The sequence below is a fragment of the Janthinobacterium sp. HH102 genome (assembly GCF_001758625.2).
In the GTDB taxonomy this organism is placed as follows: Bacteria; Pseudomonadota; Gammaproteobacteria; order Burkholderiales; family Burkholderiaceae_D; genus Janthinobacterium.
The window spans coordinates 4,013,359-4,031,078 of sequence record NZ_CP062062.1 but is presented as its reverse complement, the minus strand read 5'-3'; the positions used below and the strand labels follow the sequence as shown (position 1 = coordinate 4,031,078).

Sequence of the window (17,720 nt, the reverse complement as noted above, 5' to 3'; positions counted from 1 at the left end):
CTGGCAGACATTCGCCGCGCAGTGGCCAGCCTTGAGGAATCAGGACTGGCCATTTTTTTATCTCCCATCCTTCGGGGAATACCATGGAAATCTTCCTGCAGCTCGTCTTCAGCGGCATCGCGCTGGGCATGATCTATGCCGTCATCGCCTTCGGCTACCAGCTGACCTTTGCCACGTCCGGCACCCTCAACTTCGGCCAGGGCGAATCGCTGATGCTGGGCGCGCTCGTGGGCCTGTCGCTGGTGGGCACCATCCACGGCGGCCCCTACATGAGCTATTTGCTGATGATCCCCATCGTCATCGTCTTCGGCGCCTTGCAGGGCGTGTTCGTCGAATGGATAGGCGTGCGGCCCGCCATCAAGATCAAGTCCGAATTCGGCTGGATCATGTCGACCATCGCGCTGGCCATCATTTTCAAGAACGTGGCGGAAAACATCTGGGGCAAGGATGACCTGATGTTCCCGTCGCCCCTGTCGGCCGCGCCGTTCCAGGTGTTTGGCGCCAACGTGCAGCAGATGCAGGTGGCCGTCATCGTCGGCGCGCTGGCCATCATGCTGGCCGTCGAAGTATTCAACCGCAAATCGATCTACGGCAAGGCCGTCGTGGCGACGGCCAACGACCGCGACGCGGCCGGTTTGATGGGCATCAACACGGGCATGGTCATCACCTTTTCCTATGCGCTGTCGTCGGCCACGGCCGCCTTTGCGGGCGTGCTGGTGGCGCCGCTGACCTTGACGGGGGCCACCATGGGCGCCTCGCTGGGCTTGAAAGCGTTTGCCGTGGCCATCATCGGCGGCCTGACGTCGGGCGTGGGCGCCATCGTCGGCGGCCTGATCCTGGGCATCGCGGAAACGACCACCGGCTACTACATTTCCACCGGCTACAAGGAAGTGCCCGGCCTGCTGCTCCTGCTGCTGGTGCTGGCCGTCAAGCCGTCCGGCCTGTTCGGCAAAGCCGCGATCAAGAAAGTCTGAGGACCACATGAACAAGAAAATCACCATGCTGGCGCTGAGCGCGGCGGGCCTGGCCGCGCTCGCGCTGTTCCCCATCGTCATCCCGAACCCGTACTACATTCACCTGGCCGAAACCATCCTGATCTACGCCATTCTGCTGTTCGGCCTCGATATCGTCGTCGGCTACACGGGGCAGGTGTCGCTCGGTCACGCGGGCCTGTTCGGCATCGGTTCGTACGCCACGGGCGTGCTGGTGTTCAAGCTGGGCGCGCCGTTCTGGCTGGCCATCCCCGCCAGTATCGCGGGCGCGGCCCTGTTCGGCGCCATCCTGGCCTTGCCTGCCCTGCGCGTGACGGGGCCCTACCTGGCCATGGTGACGCTGGCCTTCGGCACCATCGTGCAAATCCTGATCAACGAGATGAGCTTCCTGACGGAAGGCCCGATGGGCATCAAGATCCACAAACCCGTCCTGTTCGGCCACAAGCTGACGGAAGTGGAGTACTACTACATGGTCGCCGCGCTGCTGGTGATCTCGCTGGTGGTGGTGCACCGCATCCTGAAGTCGAACCTGGGACGGGCGTTCGAAGCGCTGCGCGACAGCCCCATCGCCTCGGACTGCATGGGCGTGTCCGTCTACCGCTACAAGGTGTATGCGTTCGTCATCAGCGCCGGTTTCGCGGGCCTGGCCGGCAGCCTGTATGCGTATTCGGAAGAGTATATTTCGCCGAATACCTACAACTTCGAGCTGACGATCTTGTTCCTGCTGGCCGTCATCATGGGCGGACGCAAGACGCGTTCGGGCGCGCTGATCGGTGCCCTGATCGTCGTCATGCTGCCCAGCCTCTTGTCGGACATCGAATTGTTCCGCAAGATCGCCGTGTCCGCCGCCGTGCTGGGCGTGATCGGCTCCGCCTTCATGCTGGCGAAAAAACGCTCCACCGTGCGCGGCGTGCTCGTGCCCCTGGCGGCCACCATCGGCCTGGCCGCGTTTTCCTACAAGCTGGAAAACATGGTCGACTGGCGTTTGACCATCTTCGGCCTGATGACCCTGTTTGTCGTGTACTACCTGCAGGACGGCATCGTCGGCTTTTTGATGAGCTTTATCGGCAAGGGCCGGCGCCATGTGCAGGCCGTCGCTTCGCACGGCGTGGCGCCGTTCGACCACGCGCAGGGCGGGCAGCAGGGCGCGACCCTGCTGCGCGTGGACCAGGCGCTGATGCAGTTCGGCGGCCTGAAAGCGCTGAACCAGGTGGACCTGAACGTCACGCAGGGCTCCGTGCACGGCTTGATCGGGCCGAACGGCTCGGGCAAGAGCACGATGATGAATGTGCTCACGGGGATCTACAAGCCGACGGCGGGCAAGGTGGAATTTGCGGGCGCCGTCATTTCCGGGCGTACGCCGTCCGAAATCGCGCTGGGCGGCGTGGCGCGCACCTTCCAGAACGTGCAGCTGTTCGGCGAGATGACGGCTACCGAGAACGTGCTGGTGGGCTTGCACAATACGTTCAGGTCGAATGTGCTCGACGTGATGCTGCATACGCCGCGCTACAAGCGCGAAGAGACGGCGGCGCGCGAGCGGGCCGCCAGCATCCTCGAGTTCGTGGGCCTGGCGGACCTGGCCAACGAAGAGGCGCGCAATCTGCCTTATGGCAAGCAGCGCTTGCTGGAAATCGGCCGCGCGCTGGGCCTCAACCCCCGTCTGCTGCTGCTCGACGAGCCGGCGGCGGGCCTGACGGCGCCCGACATCAAGGAACTGATGGCCATCATCCGCAAGATCCGCGAACACGGCATCACCATCATCCTGATCGAGCACCACATGGACGTGGTGATGGCCCTGTCGGACGTGGTGACGGTGCTCGATTTCGGCCAGAAGATCGCCGAAGGCGCACCCGCGCTTGTCCAAAGCGATCCGAAAGTGATCGAAGCCTATTTGGGCGGCAGCGCCGACACCCTGAGCCCTGCGGCGCACTGAGAGGAAGACCATGCTGACCATTCACAATCTGCACGCCGCCTACGGCAAAGTCGAAGTCCTGCACGGCATTTCGCTCGACGTCCCGAAGGGCAAGCTGGTGACCCTGATCGGCTCGAACGGCGCCGGCAAGACCACCACCATGCGCGCCATCTCCGGCATGCTCAAACCCAAATCCGGTACCGTCACCCTGGGCGGCAAGGATGTCACGGGCCTCGATTCGCACCGCATCGCGCGCGCCGGCCTGGCCCATTCGCCGGAAGGGCGGCGCGTGTTCGCCTCGATGTCGGTGACGGACAACCTGCTGCTGGGCGCCTTCCCCCGCTTTACGCGCGCGCGCCCGAAAGGCGACATCAAGGGAGATTTGGACAAGGCCCTGGAACTGTTCCCCCGCCTAAAGGAGCGGCGCGACCAGCTGGCCGGCACCTTGTCGGGCGGCGAGCAGCAGATGCTGGCCATGGCCCGCGCCGTGATGCTGAACCCGGAAGTGATCCTGCTGGACGAGCCGTCGATGGGCCTGGCGCCCATCCTGGTCGAAGAAGTCTTCCGCATCATCACGCGACTGAAGGCCGAAGGCGTGACCATGCTGCTGGTCGAGCAATTCGCCGCCGCCGCCCTGAACGTGGCCGATTACGGCTACGTGCTGGAAAACGGCAGCATCTCCGTGCATGGGCCGGCCGAAAGCCTGAAAACCGACCCGAAGGTGATCGCGGCGTATCTGGGGGGCGGGCACTGAAGGGGCGCTTGCTTCGCGTTACTTAATGCTCGAGCTGTGTGATTAAATTTGCTGTAGTCTTCTTTTGGCGTCAGTTTTAGTTTTTATTCTAAAAAATGCGATAGGCTGAATATTGTAGGGTGAGTATTTTTGCTCAGTTTTTATGGCGTTTAATGATTTAAAACTTGGATTGATCAGATATTTTGGTTGATAAATATTAAGTTAGCGCCCAATTTTCTTATGGAAAATATATGCCAACGTGTTTTGTAATCCAGCCATTTGATGGCGGTCCATACGATAAGAGGTATAACGACGTTTACGAACCCGCCATTAGGGCGGCTGGATATGATGCCTATCGTGTCGATCAAGATCCGAGCGTGTCGGTTCCAATTGAATCAATCGAGAATGGCATTCGATCGGCTATTGTTTGCCTTGCAGATATTACAGTGGATAACCCGAATGTTTGGTATGAACTCGGATATGCGTTTGCATCTGGGCGACCAGTAGTAATGATTTGTAACGCGGAGCGACTTGGCAAGAAATTTCCGTTCGATATCCAACATCGTACAATCATAGTATATAAGTCTGAATCACTTAGCGATTTCAGTAAGCTCAAGGCGGATATAACGGAAAAGATAAAGGCCTACGTGAAAAAAGATGCAGCATTGCAGTTTATATCTGACGCAGAGGCTGTTGCTCCTGTAGCAGGTTTATCTCCACCAGAATTAAGAGTAATGGCAATTTTGGCAGGCGGCCTTAGTCCACATAGTCCAACCGGGCTATATTCCGCAAAACAGGACGCAGAACGTGCTGGAGTAACGAGTCTTGGATTCAATCTTGGGATGAAGCGTTTATTGACCAAGAAATTCATCGAAGAAACTATGATGCAGGAGGATTACAGCAGCGAGCGTTATCCAGGTCTTGAGCTAACGCCACAAGCTTGGGAATGGATTGAGGCAAATGAATCTTTATTTGTACTTCATCGTGCCACAAGGGACGATTTAGGTGACGAGATTCCTTTTTAGCCTTTTGTGTTAGTAATGAAATTTAATGCAAGTGCGCCAGCTGCCGTAATTATTAGCAAATATAGATGCGAATAATTACGGCCACCATGCTTGGCTACGCACCGTTACGGCTGATGTTCGAATGTAATCTTTAATGTTTCGTCGGCTTTTCCTGCTGCACCAGGATGAACGGGCTGACGACGACGGCCCACAGGGACGCATCGGCCGCCTGCCAGTCCAGCGCCTGCTGGTCCGAGACCTTGGCGACCTTGCCGTCGACCATCCATTGCGTGATGGTGGCCTTGTCGTCGTGCGAGATGCGCACGGCCACTTCGACCAGGTCCAGCTCGTTGGCGATCCAGACGACATTGCCTTGGGCGAAGTGCTTTTCGAGTTCGCTCCAGGCCAGGCGGGCCGTTTCGCTGTTTACTTTGAGGCGCAGTTCGGTGTCTTTTTCAGGATTGGTTTGCATGCGAAATATCAATGTTCGGTGAGTCGGATGCCGGTGCGCGCGGTTTATTTGCCTGGCAAGGCTTCCACGTGCGGCGTCGGCGTACCCTGCCATGTTAACCGATAGGCGACGCCTTTGCGAACATTGCCCACCAGGGCGGGGCGGAAGCAGGCCAGGTTGGTGCCGCTGGCGTGCCGGACGCTGGGGAAGATCACGCCCATGGAACCGGCCTCGAGCAGGATGGCGGCCAGGTCTTGCGAGGCGATGTAGCTGGCCGGGTCCAGGCAAGCCTGGTAGCGCTCCTGGCCGCGCAGGTCGTGGAAGCTGGCGGAAAAATCGGCCAGCAGCGACTGGTAGCTGACGCTGTCGTCGAAATAGTCGATTTCCTGGTATTCCACGGTTTTATGGAAAATGATCTCGGCCAGCGCCGTGGGCATGTCGAAAGCGCAATACCAGGCGCCCCGTTCGCCATCGTTGAAACGCGCCCCTTCCGGGCGGGCATACGTGTAGGCGGCGTTGATGATGCGAAAGTGCGGCACGCCAAAAACCAGCTCGTCCACGCCAATTCCTGGCGCGCCGCCGTACTCGGCCACCAGGCGCGCATTCGTCGCGTTATCGAGTTCGAACAGCTCGCGCAGGTGGCCGTCGTCTTCGGCCAGCGGCGCCAGCACGGAATCCTCCATGTCGGCGAAGCGCGACGGGATCAGGCGGCAGGTGTCGATCTGGCGCAAGGCGGCCAGCGGCGGCAGCGGGGAATTCGCGGCGGCCGGCACGATCACAGCCCTCCGCGGCGGGCGTCGAGGAGCTTGCGCACCGTCTGCATGGCCAGCAAGCCGCCGGCCAGCATCTGCGACAGGGGCGTGCGGCCGCCAAAGATCGGGTTCTTGTTGGGCAAACTTACCCATTCGTCGGCCAGCTTGTCGCCGTACAGGATGTGCAAGGCCTTGTAGATGCCCAGCAAATAGGAAATGCGCGTGATGCGGTCCACTTCCAGCACGCGGTCCGGGTGTTTCTTCCACTCGTACCAGGCGCTGCTGGACAGGCCGCCCAGCAATTCGCGCGCATCGTCGTCGCGCAGTTTCCACGCGGCGGCCAGCTTGAAAAACCCCTTCAGTGCCGCTTGCGACAATCGTTCGCGCTCGGCTTTGGCGTTCAGGTCGACGAGCACGGCCGGCTCGAAGCGGCTCTTGGGATAGGCATAGGCGAGATGCATGATATGTCCTTCAATAAAACTCTGTTTAAGGACTATTTATACTCCTTTTTCGGATTCGTTGCAACGGCCGCGCGCATGCAAAACGGGGCGCAGCGGACGTGTGTCCCGCTGCGCCCCGTTGGCGGGCGACGCTGGTTTATCTTGCCGTGACGGTGATCGGCACCGTCAGTTGCGCCGTCAAGCCGTTATTGTCCAGCGCCACGACCTTCAGCGCATAGCTGCCGGCCACCGGTTGCGGCCAGTAGGCCGTGATGGTCAGGCCGCTCATGGAGAACTGCATGCCCAGCGGCGCGCCGTCGATCGAGATCCGCAGCGAGGTCGCACCTGGCGCCGTCAGCACGATGCTGCCGCTCATGGCCTTGCCGGCCACGCCCGTCATGGCGGCGGCGCTGATCGTGGGGCCGGCGGCGGCGATTTTCACCGTGGCCACGGCCTGGCCCGTCAAGCCCGTTTTCGTATCCTTGGCGATGACGGTCACGTTGTAGCTGCCCAGCACGGGGCTGGCCCAGCTGATGACGCCGGCGGCATTGACGGCCATGCCGGACGGCGCGCCCGACAGGCTGTACGTGACGGGGTTGGGCGCCACCACCGTGGCCGTGAACGACAGGGCCACGCCCGGTTTGCCGCTGACGCTGGACACTGTCACCGCGGGCGGCAGCGGGGCGGCGATGGCCACCGTATAGACGCCTTTGCCGCTCAGGCCAGTCTTGCTGTCCGTGGCCGTCACGGTGACGGCATAGGTGCCGGCCACGGGCGCGGCCCAGCTCACCAGGCCGGCGCTGCTGATGGTCATGCCGGCCGGTGCGCCGGCGAGCGCATAAGTGACGGGATTGGCGGCCGTGACGCTGACATTGAACGTCAGCGCCGTCCCCACCTTGCCCGTGATGGCGCCGGCCGTGACGACGGGCGGCGCGACGGGGGCGATGACGATGCTGTACACGCCCTGGCCGGTCAGGCCGGTGACGCTATCCTTGGCCACCATGGTCACGGCATACGTGCCGGCAATGGGGGCGGCCCAGCTGACCACGCCCGTGGCGGCGATGCTCATGCCGGCCGGTGCGCCCAGCATGGTGTAGCTGAGTGGATTGGAAGCGGTGGCCGAGACGGTGAACGACAGCGGCTTGCCGGCCGCGCCGCTGATGCCGGCCGGCGCCACCACGGGGGCTGTCGGGGCGATCTGCGTGCCCGACAGGCTGGCCAGCAGGTTTTTCACGTTCGGCGTGCCCAGGCCGCCCAGCGGGTCATAGCCGACCCTGGCCGTGCACACGCTGCAGGTGCCGTTGCTGCCGCGCGTGATGTCGGCAAAGCTGCTGGCAAAGGTGCCGGGCACGGTGGCGATCTGGCCGTACAGCATGCTGTGCGGCAAGCCGAGCGCCGTCTTCGCCTGCAGCGCGCGGCTGGCGTTGGCGATGGCGACGAGGCCGGCCCATTGCGGCGTGGACAGGCTGGTGCCGCCGATGCTGAGCCAGCTTGCGGTGCTGCTGCCCTGTGCCATCACGGCCGTGTACTGGCCCGTGGCGGGGTCGGCATTGAAGGCTACATCGGCCACGTTGCGCCGCAGCAGATTGGTCAGGCCGGGCACGTTTACCGTCTGGTAGCTGGGCAGGGCCGTATAGGCGCTGATGCCGCCGCCCGTGCCGGACCAGGCCGCTTCGCTGCGCGCACCGCTGCCGCTGTAGCTGAGCGTGGTGCCGCCCACGGCCAGCACGTTCGGCGACACGGAAGGCCAGGACACGCCGCTGCCCGAGTCGCCCGTGGCGGCCAGGTAGCTCATGTTCTTGCCCGTGAAGGCGCTGTCGACGGAGGCTGTCCAGCTGCCTTCGGCGGCGCCAAAGCTCATCGAGACGACGCCAGGGCCCATCAGGTTGGCCAGACGCACGGCGCCCAGCAGGCTGTTGACGGACGCGTCGGGCGCCTCGATCAGCACGATGCGCGCCAGCGGTGCCGTGGCGTGCGCCCACTGCACGTCGAGCGCGATTTCCATGGCCCAGCCCGAGTTATAGGCGGGCGCGGTGGCCGTCATCGTGCTCGACGGTGTGTTGTAGACGATGGACAATTCGCAGCCACTCAGTGGTGCTGGCGGCAATGGCAGGGCGGCATTCGTGGCGATGGCTTTGGTGGTGCAGCCGGGCAAGCCGAATTTCTGGTTGAAGATGGCCAGTTCGGCCGCCGCGTTCGGGTTGTGCATGGCATCGACGATGTAGATCGTCTGCCCGGCACCCAGCTGGGCCGCCTGGGCTGGCGTCAGCGCCGTGCCCGCCGCAGGCAGGGCGGGCAAGTCGTAGGCGGCGCGGATTTGCGCGGGAGAGTAGGTCGCCACCACGCTGCTGCCGGCCATCGGCGCGACGGTGTCGCTCGTGCCGCCGGACAGCAACGGCGCGATATTCTGCGCCGCCTGTTCCGCTGCAGCGATCTTTTGCGCCGTCAGGCGCCGCGTGACCATGTCCGCCATGGCGCGGGGGACGCGCTGCATGTGCGGGCGCCAGTGGGCCGAGCCGCTGCTGTTGGCGTTGTCGCGCCCGTCCGGCGCATCCAGGAGGGCAGGAGCAGCATGGAACATCGGCTGCGCCACCAGCGTGCCGACGCCGGCGGGGATGACGGGTACCTCGACGCTGAACTGTGTCGCGGCCGTGGCGATGGCAGCGGGCGGCGCCGTCGTCTCCTGGCCGGGGCCGCACGCGCCCAGCAGGATGGCGGCCGTGGCGCCCAGCAGCAGGCGCCCGTGGCGGGCATGCGTGGGAATGAATTTTTTCATGGCGAAACTCTCCGAGTTGGGCGAGGGCCACATCTCGACAATGCATCGAGGCTGGTGGCGCGCGTTGGCGGTCCCGGCCCTGCATTGGCAGCCCCGCTGCCATGGCGCTTGCGCGCGGTAGGCCGGTGGCTTTGCGTCCCCGCCTTTCGACGGGTTTGCCCTCAGAACTGATCATGCATCATTGGAAATTACCTGATGTGCTATCAATTCTAGTGAATTTGCCAAATAAGTGTTAACTATTTCCAATCAATATTTTTATTGTTGCAATAAAATGTGGCGATTTTGCCCATTGCGGATGGAATATTGTCAGCTTGATTAAGTTTTAAAAACAGTTTTAAAAACAAGATTATCAAGGGTTTATCGATGCGTGACAGTGTTTTTGTGCAGTAACAGCGGATGCTCTTTTGCTGGCGCAATGAATTTAATGAATTTATTGAATATGCGCTGACCATCGTCAATCCTCGAACACCATGCCCTGATACGGCGCTGCCCGGCAGGCCGCCAGCCGCTGCGCCAGACTGCCCGCATGGATTTCCAGCTGGTGGCCGTCCGGGTCGAGAAAATACAGGGAATCGCCGGCGCTGCTGTTTTGCCGCCATTCCGTCACGCCAGCCGTGCGCAAGCGGGCGGCAAAGGCAGGATAGTCTTCCTGGGAAATGGAAAAGGCATAGTGCGTGTAGCCGCCCGCGCCGATCGCCGCGCCCGCATCCAGCGACAGGCACAGCCACAAATCCCCGGCCGACAGGTAGGCGCCCCTCTCCCAGCGCGCATGCATGCGCAGGCCCAGCGTATCGCGGTAAAAGACGACGCTGCGATCAAGGTCGTGCACGGACAGCGTGAGGTGGTTCAGGCCGGTCAGCATGGTGCGGGATAACTTTCAGGTGGTGTGAATCGCTGTTCCAGCCGTCGCTGTTGTTTGATCCGACATTGTTTCACGTAAACATGAGACATGGCAATAAGACCACAAAATTCGCAACGCCTGACAGAACCGTAGTGAGCGGAAGGGAGAGGCTGTCGAGAAGCGCAACCGTACTTCTAGTACGGTGAGCATCGCAGGCGGCCCATACCGACGCGCAGTAGGTACTGTCAGGTGTCACTACACAGGCTCGGCGTGCTCCACCATCAATTGCACCTTGGTCGTGCCATTGTATTCATTCGCATCAAGCCGGAAGGCGACCCTTGTCCGTTCGCCCAGGGCATCGGTATGGCCGAACCAGATGGCGTCGAAGCGCACGCCGTTCTTTTCCAGCAACAGTTTCAAATGCCGTTCCTTGAGGATGCGCTGGCTGACGACGCGGAATTCGTCGCAGAAGACGGGCGGGGCGAAGCCCTGGCCCCACACCTGGCCATCCATCAGCTCGATGAAGGCCGTCGTGTAATACGCGTCTTCCAGCGGGCCATCCGTTTCCACCACCCGTTCCAGCTGTTGGGCGCTGAGCCAAGCCTGGCCCACGGCTTCGAAGGCCTGGGAAAAGGCGTCGAAGGCGTCGGCGCGGATGGTCAAGCCCGCCGCCATGGCGTGGCCGCCGAACTTGTCAATCAGGCTAGGCGCCCGTTTCGACACGAGGTCGAGCGCGTCGCGCAAGTGGAAACCGGGAATCGAGCGTCCGGAACCCTTGATCCAGCCGTCGGCACCGGGTGCAAAGGTAATCGTCGGGCGGTAGAATTTTTCCTTCAGGCGCGAAGCGACGATGCCGATCACGCCCTGGTGCCAGGATTCGTCAAACACGCTGATGGTGCTGCTGTTGGCCGGCTCGAAATCGTCGAGGTGCAGCAGGGCCGTATCCTGCATTTCCGCCTCGATTTCGCGGCGTTTCAGGTTGATGTCGTTCAATTGCTGGGCCAGCGCCCAGGCGCGGCCTTCGTCGTCCGTGATCAGGCATTCGATGCCCAGCGACATGTCCTGCAGGCGGCCGGCCGCATTCAGGCGCGGTCCCAGGGCAAAGCCCAGGTCGAACGGCGTGGCGCTGCGCGCTTCGCGGCCCGCCACGCGAAAGAGCGCCGCCACGCCCGCGTGCATATTGCCCTTGCGCATGCGTTTCAAGCCTTGCGCGACGAGGATGCGGTTGTTCGTATCGAGACGCACCACGTCGGCCACCGTGCCCAGCGCCACCAGGTCGAGCAGGTTGTCGAGCTTGGGTTGCGTTTGCGCATCAAAGATGCCGCGCCGGCGCAGCTCGGCCCGCAGGGCCAGCAGGACGTAGAACACCACGCCCACACCCGCCAAATGCTTGGACGGGAAACCGCAGGCAGGCTGGTTCGGGTTGACGATGACGGCCGCGTCGGGCAGGGTGTCGGCCGGCAAGTGGTGGTCGGTGACGACGACCTGCATGCCGCGCCGGTTCGCCTCGGCCACGCCGTCGATGCTGGCGATGCCGTTGTCGACGGTGATGATGATGTCGGGCGATTTTTCGCGCGCCGTCAGTTCGACGATTTCCGGCGTCAGGCCGTAGCCGTATTCAAAACGGTTGGGCACGATGAAATCGACGTCGGCGCCCATGGCGCGCAAGCCGCGGATGGCCACGGCGCAGGCCGTGGCGCCGTCGCAATCGTAGTCGGCCACGATGACCATGCGTTTCTTGGCGGCGATGGCATCGGCCAGGAAGACGCCGGCCGCGCCGATGTGCAGCAAGCCGGACGGCGGTATCAAGTCCTTGGCCTCAATCGACAGTTCTTTCGCGTCAGACAGGCCGCGCGAGGCGTACAGGCGGGCCAGCACGGGATGGATGCCGCCCTGGCGCAGCAATTCGGATTCGCGGTAAGGGCAGGGACGGGTGGCGATGCGGGTACGGGTCATGATGCTTTCAACTTGTTCAGGGTAATCGCGCGCCAGAATTTACGCTGCGCATGCTTGCTGGTAGTGACGTCCAGCCAGGCGTCGCGGTGGGTCAGCACCAGGCGCAGCTGGCCCAGGCGGCCATCTTTCAAGGCCGCCAGCAGGGGCGCGAACCAGTCTGCTTCCAGCGCTTGCAGCTGCTGCAGCCACATGCCCCATTCCTGGGCCTGTGCCGCTTCGGTCAAGCCGCCCAGCACGACGATCGTGTCGGATTGGTCCGCCAGCACACTGTTTGGACTGGCATCGCGGCGTGCCGGTTCCGCCAGCGCGGCCAGCCAGCCCGGCGCGTTCTGCGTATGCAGGCTGGCCGCGCAGCGCGCAGCCTCCACTGTTGCCACGCTCCCGCCCCAGATCCAGAACGCATTGATGGCTTTCAAGCCCCGTTCTTCGCGCGCCGCATTGACCGGATGTTCATGCCACAGCATCTGCACTTCGTTCTGCAGGCGGCGCGCGGCGCGCGCGTGCTCGCCTTCCGGCATCCAGACGGACAGGTCTTGCGTAGTGGCGGCGTCCGGCGTGGCGCACTGCAAGTCGCTCCAGCCATCGGCGCGCATGAACCAGGTGCCCGCGTCGCCATACGCGAGCGGCTGGCCGATCTCGTCGAAATACGGGGCAGCGATGTCGAACAGGGCGCGCCCATCGGTCTCGTTCAGCTTGAGCTGGCGCAAGTCTTCCAGGCTGATATGGCTGCGGGCGATGGCCAGGTGGGCCGGATGCAGCAGGAAGTAGCGTGCGCCCGGTTCCGGCACGAGGCCGTAGCCGCGCATGGCCCGGGCGGCAAAGGCCGCCTGCGCCGCCGCGCCGTTGGGCGCGGGCGACAGGTCCAGGGCGTGCGCCAGCCACGCTTCATGCGGCAGCAAGCGGTTGGCGTTGTCAAAAGTTTCTAAATTGCATGTGGAGGTGCGCGACAGCAGCGCTGCCAGCGCGGGCGCCTGCAAGACCTTGAGCAGGTCGGCAGCCAGTTCGGCGTTGGGCAAGGCGAAGGGCAAGACGAGGGTAAGTTGATTCATCCCGAGATTGTAGGCGATAGCGGCGGCGTGCGAGTAGGGCGCATGTGTTTTCGCCTCGATCGTTGCCACAGATTGGCGCGGGCAAGCCAGCCGCCTTGCATATTAAAAATATCAATAAAGCATCTTCATTATTTAAATTTTATCTTTGTCATCGGAAAATGATTCTCTTTTGAAAAGATAGTGGATATAATTGCGCTAACTTAATATCAGAAAGACAATCACCCCCTGCTGCGTGGTTGCGTCGTCTGGCTCCTGTGTCCCTCGAAATTGTATACAAGATCTGCCGGCTTCATTTTTAAACAAGTCCCTTCTTGGAAGCCCACTTATGTATACATTCGCCGCTTTGCGCGGCCAGGCTGATCGCGCCCTGGCCCCTCGTACTTCCGCTCCTGCTGCCGCCGTGGCATGCCGTCAGGAGGCCGCATGACTACCTACAACCTGTCGACCACGGTCCACGTCTGCGAAGACATCAACAAGAATTTCGATATCCGCGACCTGCTGATCCAGGCCGGCTACTCGGTGCAAGGCGAACTGAACATCAAGAATTTCACCGTGCTGTTGCCTGACGATACGGAATCGACCGAGAACACACCGCTGTTCGGCATGCTCGATGCGGACACCGTGTATGTGCGTCCCGGCGACTGGGCCGCCAACTACAACGGCAGCTTTTCGACCATCGAAGTGACGATCGACAAGGGCAATGGCGATATCGTCCAGCTGAGCCTGCAAGTCATCATCGACCCCGTCAACGACGCGCCGGACGCGGCCGATAAGACGTTTACATTGCTCAATGGAAACAACATGGTGCTCAGCGAAGGCGATTTCGGCTTCCACGACGACGTCGAGCACGACGGCTTCAAGTCCATCGTCATCACGAATACCACCACGGCGGGCCAGGTTCTGTTGAATGGCGTGGCCGTGACGGTGGGCACGGAAGTGTCCATCGACGACATCCGCGCGGGCCACCTGGTCTTCGTGCCGAGCCAGACCGTGGCGGGCGACTTCGACCTCGGTTTCAAGGTGCGCGATGACGGCGGCACGGCCGGCTGCAATGCGCAAGACCTGAGTCTGGCGCCCCATTACCTGACCTTCAAGGTGCCGATGGCCCACCTGGGCGACTTCGTCTGGGAAGACAAGAATGCCAACGGCGTGCAGGACGCGGGCGAGGCGGGCATCGCCAATGTGGTCTTGCAATTGAAGGATACGGCCGGCAATGTGGTCGCCTCCACCACGACGGACGCCAGCGGCGGCTACCACTTTGACGTCAACCCGGGCACGTATTCCGTGACCGTGGTGGCGCCCGCCGGCTATGTGCCGACGGCAGCGAACCAGGGCGGCGATGCGGGCAAGGACAGCAATATCGATGCGGCCGGCAAGATGGCGCCCGTCACCCTGGCGCCGGGCGAAACTAACCTGACCCTGGACGCGGGCCTGTACCGCACGGCCGAGCTGGGCGACCGGGTCTGGTTCGATACCAACAAGAACGGCGTGCAGGACGCGGGCGAAGCGGGTGCTGCTGGCGTGAAAGTGACCTTGCTCGACGCGTCGGGCAACGCCGTCGGCAGCCCTGTGGTGACGGATGCGAACGGCAACTACCTGTTCACGAATTTGAAACCGGGCGCCTACAGCGTGCAATTCGATAAGACCACCTTGCCAGCCGGCTATACCTTCACGGGCCAGGACCAGGGCGGCGATGAGCAGCGCGATTCCGACGCGAATGCCGATGGCAGGACAGCGCAAGTGCTGCTGGCCTCGGGCGACAGCAACCACAGCGTGGATGCCGGCATCGTGGCCTTGCCGGCCACCTTGGGCGACCGCGTGTGGCATGACAGCAACGCCAACGGCATCCAGGATGCGGGCGAGTCCGGCATCGGCGGCGTCACCGTGCAGCTGAAAAATGCGGCCGGCAGCGTGATCGGCTCGACCCTGACGGACGCCACCGGCTATTACAACTTCAATGTCGATCCGGGCACGTATTCCATCGCCGTCGTCGCCCCCGCTGGCTATTTGACCACCGTCAAGGATGCGGGCAGCAGCGATGCGCTCGACAGCGACATCAACACGCTGGGCAACAGCGGCCAGGTGACGGTCGCTGCGGGCCAGAACTACAAGGATCTCGATGCCGGCCTGTACAAGACGGCCTCCATCGGCGACCGCGTCTGGTTCGATGCGAACGGCAACGGCACGCAGGATGCGGGCGAGGCGGGCGTGTGTGGCGTGAAAGTCAATCTGTACAACGCGCAAGGCGTCGTCGTGGCCAGCGCCTCCACGGATGCGAACGGCAATTATCTGTTCAGCAACCTGGTCCCCGGCGAATATTACCTGGGCTTCGTGCCGCCGGCCGGCTATGGCTTCACCAAGGCCGATATCGGCGGTTACGCCACGGATTCGGACGTCAATCCGGCCAGCGGCTTCACCACCACATGGGCCACCTTGAAGTCGGGCGATGTGCAGGTGGACTGGGATGCCGGCCTGGTCAAACTCAACACGGCCTCCATCGGCGACCGCGTGTGGGAAGACAATAACTACAACGGCGTGCAGGATGCAGGCGAACTGGGCGTGGCGGGCGTAAAAGTCAACCTGCTCAACGCCAGCAACGTCGTCATCGCCTCGACGACGACGAATGCCAGCGGCAACTACCTGTTCAGCGAACTGGCGGCCGGCAGCTACAAGGTTGAAGTCATCCGTCCATCAGGCTTTTATTACACCAAGGCCAATCTGGGCAGCGATACGGCCGATTCCGACGTCGATGTCAGCACGGGGCGCTCGTCCTTGATCAACCTGGCCGCCGGCCAGAACGACATGAGCTGGGATGCGGGCATCTACCGCAAGGCCAGTCTGGGCGACAAGGTGTGGCGCGACGCCGACCATGACGGCGTGCAAGACTACAACGAGGCGGGCATCGCCAACATCAAGGTGCAGCTGTACTCGGGCAGCGGCGTGCTGCTGGCCACCACCTACACGAATGCCAACGGCAATTATCTGTTCAGCAACCTCGATCCGGGCAGCTATTCCCTGAAATTCGACAAGTCGGGCGTGTACCACGCGGGCTACGCCATGGATACGTGGAAATGGGGCGCGAAGAACGTGGGCACGAACGACAATATCGATTCGGATGTCAACAGCAACGGCACGACGTCCAACGTGGTCTACACGGACATATTGAAGCTGGCGTCGGGTCAGAACGACATGAGCTGGGATGCGGCCATCACGCCCATCGTCATCGACCTCAACGGTGACGGCGTGCACACGATCGCCCGCGCCGACTTCCACGGCAGCTTCGACCTGCTGGGCACGGGCAGCGCCATCCAGACGGGCTGGGTCTCGGCCCATGACGGCTTGCTGGCCATCGACAGCAATGGCAATGGCAAGATCGACAACATCTCCGAGTTGTTCGGTGGTAACGAGAAGGGCACGGGCTTCGCCAAGCTGTCCAGCTATGACTCGAACCACGACGGCGTGGTCGATGCGCATGACGACAAGTTCGCCGAACTGCGCATCTGGCGCGACGCCAACAGCAATGGCGTCACGGACGATGGCGAGCTGATGTCCCTGCACGACGCCGGCGTGGCCAGCCTGGCGGTCAGCTACACGGAACTGCCTTTCCTCGACGCCAACAGCAATCTGCACCTCGAGCGCAGCAGCGCCACCCTGGCCGACGGCAAGACGGTCGACATGACGGACGTGTATTTCAACGTCGATGCCAAGGATGCGGCCGCTGCCGGCGTCACCCTGCCCAGCATGGCCGACCTGCTGCGCGACGACAGCACGCTCGACGTGGTGCTGGGCCAGGATGGCACGGTGACCACCGTCGCCGCCGCGCCGGCCGCAGCAGCAGCCCTTGCCGCAGAAGCCCAGGCCCAGTGCGAAATGGCCGACCTCTTGCGCCGCGCCATGGCTCACGTAAATACCCAGCCCCAGGAAATGGCTGCCTGATGTCCCTTGCCGGGCCATGAGCCTGCCCGGCAATGCCGCACCGGCGCGCCCGTCACGGGGCGCCGGCGCTTTCCACGCTTTTTTCACACTTGATAATCGAAATAGGGAAACCACAATGAAACAATCCATGCACCTGATCGTTCGCGGCGCCATCGCCGCAGCCGCCTTCGCCCTCGCCAGCGGCAGCGCCCTGGCCGCCTCCAATCTGCAAGTCGTCGATTCGCACAGCGTCAGCCTGTTTACGGCTGCTGGCGGTGCCTTCGGCTCGGGCAGCGCCATCTCGCCGACCTTGTGGGAAGTCAAATACGACAGCAACACCTTCCTGGCGTTTTGCCTCGATCCCCATGTGGCCGTAAGCAACAGTTCGAACAGCTACAGCAGCGGCGCCTTCGCCGCCAGCGATTCCGTCAAGCGCCTGTATGAAGGGTATTACGCTTCGTCCATCGCGACTGTGTCGACCAGCGCCAACAGCGCCGCCGCCTTCCAGCTGGCCCTGTGGGAATTGAATAACGACAACACGAACCTGCTGACGGGCGACCTGCGCTTCAAAAACCTGAGCAACGCCGTCGTCAGCCAGGCCAACACCATGTTGGGCGTGGCAACGGGCAATGGCGCCATCCAGAACCTGTACAACTACACGAGCTTGACGAGCGTCAACCCCGCTTCTCAAACCCTGCTGGCCGTGTCACCAGTGCCGGAAGCGCAGACGTGGGCCATGCTGGTCGCGGGCCTGGGCTTGCTGGGCTTCATGGCGCGCCGCCGCAAGGGCGCTTCCGCGCTGACTTAATTATTACTCATTAGTCATCACTCATCGCGCAAGCGATAGCGTTCCCGCTGCGGCGCGCCCGACCGGCGCGCCGCAGCGTTTTATTGTGAAT

13 protein-coding genes and 1 riboswitch are annotated in these 17,720 nt (G+C 62.5%); of the genes, 6 read left to right on the top strand and 7 right to left on the bottom strand.

Annotation, left to right across the window (positions count from 1 at the left end; all coding sequences use genetic code 11):
* The first annotated feature begins 83 nt into the window (after positions 1-83).
* The 4 genes from JAB4_RS18305 to JAB4_RS18290 all read left to right on the top strand — a co-directional run bounded on the left by JAB4_RS18305 (position 84) and on the right by JAB4_RS18290 (position 4,662).
* Positions 84-974 carry a branched-chain amino acid ABC transporter permease gene (locus JAB4_RS18305; RefSeq protein ID WP_010398938.1) on the top strand — a complete coding sequence of 297 codons (891 nt, stop codon included), beginning with the start codon at positions 84-86 and terminating at the stop codon, positions 972-974.
* Positions 975-981: 7 nt separating this feature from the next.
* Positions 982-2,925 (top strand): branched-chain amino acid ABC transporter ATP-binding protein/permease, encoded by a 1,944-nt coding sequence (locus tag JAB4_RS18300; protein WP_070219977.1) that lies wholly within the window; start codon positions 982-984, stop codon positions 2,923-2,925.
* 10 nt (positions 2,926-2,935) lie between these two features.
* On the top strand, positions 2,936-3,658 hold the full coding sequence (locus JAB4_RS18295) for an ABC transporter ATP-binding protein (RefSeq protein ID WP_070219979.1): 723 nt from the start codon (positions 2,936-2,938) through the stop codon (positions 3,656-3,658).
* A gap of 230 nt (positions 3,659-3,888) precedes the next feature.
* Positions 3,889-4,662 carry a hypothetical protein gene (locus tag JAB4_RS18290; protein ID WP_071650185.1) on the top strand — a complete coding sequence of 258 codons (774 nt, stop codon included), beginning with the start codon at positions 3,889-3,891 and terminating at the stop codon, positions 4,660-4,662.
* Between the two features lie 130 nt (positions 4,663-4,792).
* Here JAB4_RS18290 and JAB4_RS18285 read toward each other — a convergent pair whose 3' ends face one another.
* From JAB4_RS18285 to JAB4_RS18255, 7 genes are all read right to left on the bottom strand, one after another.
* Complete coding sequence (locus tag JAB4_RS18285) at positions 4,793-5,113, bottom strand: DUF2288 domain-containing protein (protein WP_070219983.1); 321 nt, start codon at positions 5,111-5,113, stop codon at positions 4,793-4,795.
* A gap of 44 nt (positions 5,114-5,157) precedes the next feature.
* Positions 5,158-5,871, bottom strand: coding sequence for an RES family NAD+ phosphorylase (locus tag JAB4_RS18280; protein WP_227741986.1), 714 nt, complete (start codon positions 5,869-5,871; stop codon positions 5,158-5,160).
* Positions 5,868-6,305, bottom strand: a complete 438-nt coding sequence (locus tag JAB4_RS18275; RefSeq protein WP_070219985.1) for an MbcA/ParS/Xre antitoxin family protein — start codon at positions 6,303-6,305, stop codon at positions 5,868-5,870. Before JAB4_RS18275 ends, JAB4_RS18280 begins: the two co-directional genes overlap by 4 nt.
* A gap of 136 nt (positions 6,306-6,441) precedes the next feature.
* Positions 6,442-9,060, bottom strand: a complete 2,619-nt coding sequence (locus tag JAB4_RS18270) for a S53 family peptidase (RefSeq protein ID WP_070220022.1) — start codon at positions 9,058-9,060, stop codon at positions 6,442-6,444.
* Between the two features lie 83 nt (positions 9,061-9,143).
* Positions 9,144-9,230: riboswitch (cyclic di-GMP riboswitch) on the bottom strand.
* A gap of 284 nt (positions 9,231-9,514) precedes the next feature.
* The gene (gene fos, locus JAB4_RS18265) at positions 9,515-9,922 is read right to left on the bottom strand and encodes a fosfomycin resistance glutathione transferase (RefSeq protein WP_070219987.1); all 408 of its coding nucleotides are present in this window, start codon (positions 9,920-9,922) and stop codon (positions 9,515-9,517) included.
* Positions 9,923-10,156: 234 nt separating this feature from the next.
* Positions 10,157-11,857: a single-stranded-DNA-specific exonuclease RecJ gene (gene recJ, locus JAB4_RS18260; protein ID WP_070219989.1), complete on the bottom strand. Its 1,701-nt coding sequence runs from the start codon at positions 11,855-11,857 to the stop codon at positions 10,157-10,159.
* On the bottom strand, positions 11,854-12,906 hold the full coding sequence (locus JAB4_RS18255) for a hypothetical protein (RefSeq protein ID WP_070220024.1): 1,053 nt from the start codon (positions 12,904-12,906) through the stop codon (positions 11,854-11,856). The genes recJ and JAB4_RS18255 overlap by 4 nt, the downstream gene beginning before the upstream one ends.
* A gap of 423 nt (positions 12,907-13,329) precedes the next feature.
* Between JAB4_RS18255 and JAB4_RS18250 the strand changes: the two genes are divergently transcribed.
* Both JAB4_RS18250 and JAB4_RS18245 read left to right on the top strand, forming a co-directional pair.
* A complete protein-coding gene (locus JAB4_RS18250) occupies positions 13,330-16,842 on the top strand; it encodes an SdrD B-like domain-containing protein (protein WP_070219991.1) in 3,513 nt (1,170 codons plus the stop codon).
* 115 nt (positions 16,843-16,957) lie between these two features.
* Positions 16,958-17,629 (top strand): PEP-CTERM sorting domain-containing protein, encoded by a 672-nt coding sequence (locus JAB4_RS18245; RefSeq protein ID WP_070219993.1) that lies wholly within the window; start codon positions 16,958-16,960, stop codon positions 17,627-17,629.
* The last annotated feature ends 91 nt before the right edge of the window (positions 17,630-17,720 follow it).